This window comes from Hydrogenophaga sp. RWCD_12 (genome assembly GCF_046604225.1).
GTDB lineage: Bacteria > Pseudomonadota > Gammaproteobacteria > Burkholderiales > Burkholderiaceae_C > Hydrogenophaga.
Window position 1 is genome coordinate 1 of sequence record NZ_JBKIXC010000008.1, and the last position, 4,553, is coordinate 4,553.

2 protein-coding genes are annotated in these 4,553 nt (G+C 65.5%); both read right to left on the reverse strand.

The window, feature by feature from the left end; all coding sequences use genetic code 11:
- Positions 1-3,835 (reverse strand): Ig-like domain-containing protein (locus ACLIJ1_RS23230; RefSeq protein WP_411367953.1); only part of this gene is annotated, 3,835 nt, incomplete at its 3' end.
- 234 nt (positions 3,836-4,069) lie between these two features.
- Positions 4,070-4,553 (reverse strand): hypothetical protein (locus ACLIJ1_RS23235; RefSeq protein WP_411367954.1); only part of this gene is annotated, 484 nt, incomplete at its 5' end.

Consider the following 4,553-nt stretch of genomic DNA (forward strand, 5'->3'; position numbering starts at 1 on the left):
TGTTGAACTCGCCGTTGGGGTTGAAGATCAGGTTGCCCGAGTCGTCGAACGAAAAGATCCCGCCGTTGTCGCCAGCCCCCAGGACCGACGGATCGAGCGGACCCCGGTCGTTGTAGAACAGATGCAGATCGTTGAATTCAGCGGTCTGGTCTGTGGGATTGCCGTAGATGTAGATGCGCACCGTGTAGTCCGTCTGCGGACTCAGGAGCAAGGGCCCGTCCACATTGAACTGGTCCCAGTTGTAGTTGCCGGGCGCAGACGCCTGCGGCAGAGCGTGCCCAGCGATCAGGGTCTGAGCACGTGCCTCGTCGCCGTTGGGCAACAGTTCGACCGACACGGTGTAGCCGAAGCCCAGCCCGTTCGAGTCGAGAACACCGAAGGCCAGGCTGGAGAGGTCGATGACCGAATCCACGGTCCTGAACGAGACGTCGACGTAGTCATTGTTGTTGCGGGCTTCGTCCAGGCTGAGCGAGTCAAGGCCGAAAACGTCCACAGCCTGCCGGATCGGGTTTCCGGAGAGCGTCAGGCCGCTGCCGGCCGTGAGCGAGGACACGGCCTGAACCACTGTGCCGGCGACCTGGCGGCCATCGAGTCCACCGGCGGATCCGTCACCCGCGTTGGAAGTCCAGCTTGCCAGCACGTTGCCAGAGGAGATGACCGGGTGTTCCGCAGGATCCAGTGGCCCGGCCGTGTTGAAGCCGATGCGGGTGATCGCACCATCGATGTCGTTGTCATTGGCACCGATCTGGCCCAGCGAGACCGCGTCGTCCTCGTAGGTGCTGAAGGCGTCGTCGGTGCCCACCGGCGCGTCGTTGGCGCCGTGCACGGTGATGGTCACGGTGCCGATCGCCTGTGCGCCCTGGTCGTCGCTGACGGTGTAGGTGACACTGGTCTGGCGCGTCTGGCCCACGGCCAGGTCGTCGAACGCGCTCCCGGCGATGAAGATCAGGTTGCCCGAGTCATCGGTGCCGAAGCTGCCGCCGTTGCTGCCACTGAGGCTGTCCAGCACCATGCTCAGGTTGCTGCTGTCGGGGTCGCTGTCGTTGCCGATCAGATTGCCCAGCCAGGATGCGCCGTCTTCACTGACATCGAACGCATCGCCCACCGCCACCGGTGCGTCGTTGGCGCCCTGCACCGTGATCGTCACTGTCGCCGTGTCGCTGCCTCCGTGGCCATCCGACACTGCGTAACTGAAGCTGGTGGTCCGGGTCTGTCCCACGGCCAGGTTGTCGAAGGAAGCCCCTGGAATGAAGATCACATTGCCCGAATCGTCCAGACCGAAGCTGCCGCCGTTGCTGCCGTTGTAGCTGGAGAACGAGGCACTGAGGGTGTCGCCATCGGGATCGCTGTCGTTGGCCAGCAGGCTCCCCAGCAAAGAGGCACCGGCTTCGCTGACCGTGAAGCTGTCGTCGACAGCCACCGGGGCGTCGTTGACGCCAGTGAGGGTGATGGTGACGGTGGCCGAGGAGTTGCCGCCGTGGCTGTCGGTGATGGTGTAGCTGAAGCTGTCGGTGGTCGTCGCACCGGCGGCCAGACTGGCGAACTGGCCGTTGGGGTTGTAGACGTAGCTGCCATTGGCATTCATGGTCAGCAGTGCGCCCGAGGGCAGCTCGACCGGCGTACCCGGGGTGAACTCGGTCAGGTTGACCTGCACCACCGTCAGGCTGTCGCCGTTGGGATCGGTGTCGGCGCCAAAGCCGTTGTTGGTCAGAACGCTGTCGCTGTGCGTGGCATTCGCCAGCACGGCTTCCGCATCGTTGTGTGCCACCGGCGGGTTGAAGTTGGGCGCCGTGATGTTCACGTCCACCGTTGCCTGCGCCACGCCACCCAGTCCGTTGGATACCTGGTAGGTAAAGGTGTCGTGCACGGCACTGCTGCCGTTGCCGGTGACCGTCACCTGACCACCGGCGCCGACCGTGAGGTGGATGCCCGAGCCGAGTGTGATGCTCTGACCCTGGGTGACGGCCTGGCCCTGGATCTGGGTGAGTGAGAGGTTGGCGCCGGCCAGGTTGTAGTCGTTGGCCGTGAGGTCCACGGTGATCGGCAGGTTGGCCGCCGTGGTCACGCTGTCGTCTTCGGCGACCACCACGGTCTGCGCGGAATCGGCGCGCACCAGCAGCCAGGAGTCGTACACGTCGTCGACCGCGTCGGCCACCGCCAGCCGGATCGTGTTGACCTGCCCCAGGTTGACGTTGAATGTCATCGGGATGGTGATGGTGAAACCATCCATCTGGGTGTTGTAGGTGCCAGCCGTGTTGTTGATGAACAGCGAGGGGTTCTGCGTGGTGTTGACGCTGTTGATGCCGATGGTCGAATCACCACCGGAGGCATTCGGTACCAGGGACACCAGCTGTCCGTTGATGGTCACTTCCAGCACATCGTTCATTGATCCGACGTATTCGATGTACTCCTCGGAGCCGAACACGATTTCCAGCGTCATGCGTCCAACACTCCCGGCAGTGGCGCCAGGCGGCAGGTCGGGGATGAAGCTGACGTCGAGGATGGCTGCATCGAAGGTCGGATTGCCGGCCAGGGCATTGAGTCCCGCATCGCCATCCACCCCAGGCGCGTTATCGCCGAAGCCACCGTTGTTGTTGGGGCCTGCGATGCCTGCCGCGTTGGAGCCGGTGGAGAGAATCGTGCCGGAGGTGAAGCCCAGCACGTTGCTGCCCAGGGTGACGCCGGAGGCGGCGGCAAAGGTGCCGGACTGGGTGCCGCCGCCCTGGTAGGTGGCCGACACGACTGTCACACCCGCACCCATGATGTTGTTGGCCATGCCCAGGGCACCGGTGGTGCTTGCGGGCGTGAAGGCGAAGTCCAGCGCATGGAACCAGTCCAGGGGCGCCAGCACGGTGGTGTCGACCGTGCCGGTGGCCTGCTCCAGGGTCCAGTCCGCACCCAGCGAACTGCTGCCGGTGGCATCGGTCGAGGCGGCGACGTCGGCACCGGTGATGTCGGCCAGCAGGTTCATCGCCGCCAGGCCCGTGGTGCCCGCAGCGTAGTCGCAGGCATAGATCAGGATGTCGCCGTCGGCGCTGAGCGCCTGGCCGATGCTCTGCAGATACGTCAGCTGCGTGCTCTGGATGCTTTCGGTCGTGACCTCGGTGCTGCCCAGGGTCAGCACACCGTCGCTGCCGTGGCTGACGATGTGGATCGCATCCACATCGGTGCGGCCGGAGAGCGCATCGGCGATCTGCGACAGGCCGTCCTGCTCCAGCGTCAGCACCACCACTTCGCGGCCCTGGCCCTGGAAGGCGCTGATGTCGGGCACGCGGCTATCGACAAACACGATCTCGTGGCTGCTGGCAGCAGCAGGTTCAATGACGGCCAGCGTGGCGGGTGCGGTGTCGACCGCGACCGGTGTGGCGGTTTCGGTGACCGGCTCGGCAGCTGTGGTGGTTGAGGTGGTGGAGGTGTCTGTGCGGGTGTCGGTGGTCGCGGTGACCGAGGAAACCGGTTCGGTGGTCACGGGTGCTGTGACCGGTGTGCTCGTTTCGGTGGTGACTGCGTTGACCGGCGCTGGGGCCGAAGCTTCTACCGGGGCCACGGTCACCACGGCGTCGGCCGGATGGTCGGCGACCGGCGCTTCAGCGGCAGGAGCAACCGTCGAAGGGGCTTCTGTCGGGGCCGTGCTCTGGTCGATCGCGGTCACCAGCATCGCCCCGTCGAACACGATGCGCGTCTCCATCACCATCGCCGCGCCCGACTGCCGGGGCAGTTCGGCGCGGACCGCGCGCGTGCTGGAGGTGCCTGTGCTGTGCGTCACCGCAGATTCGGGCGCCGCCACGTAGCAGCCCAGGCTGGCGTTCCAGATCGATCGGTAAGTCTTGTTCATGGCGGTGGGCTCCAGACCGGGCATCGACCTGCTGTCTGCAGGGTCCCAAACGGAATGCCGGTACACCCACCTCATCGGCAGCCATGACCGCAGACTGAAACGCCAATGACAAAAATCTTGAGGAAAATCAACATTCAATCAGGATTGAATGCTTTGGTTCCCGCCGCTTTCAAGGGACTGAATCCTCTTGGCTGACGCCCGCGTGGCACTATTTCACGCTGGCGTCAGCGGGGTTCAGGCGCGCAGGGCGCCGCGGGTCAGCGGCCGCTGGCCGAAGCCCGTAGACCAACGCGAGAGTTGTGCCCGCAGGCCTTGGGCCGCACCATCTGTGGCCGCGCCGTCCAGGCCGTCGGCCGCACCGAGCGCCGAGTAGGTCGGCAGGCTGTCGGCCAGCGTCCAGAGCTCGGCACGCGCCGTGTGGTTGTCAACGCCATGCGCATCCGACTGCACAGCCACAGGCAGGGAAAATCCGCGTGCGCCGGTGGCCAGCAGCGGCGCCACCTCGATGATCTGAGCGGCCGGCGATGCGGCGGCTGCGGGCGCTTCCGCGGTCCGCACCACCGAGCTGCGCATTGCCGACTCCAGGCTCTCCACGCGCTGCAGCCGCACCGACTCGGTCGCATTGCCCGATGCGGAAGCCATCTTGACCGTGGTGTCCGTGTGCGACATCAGGCTGTTCTGTGCGGTCTGCTTGTCCAGCGCAGTGCCTTCCGGCGTA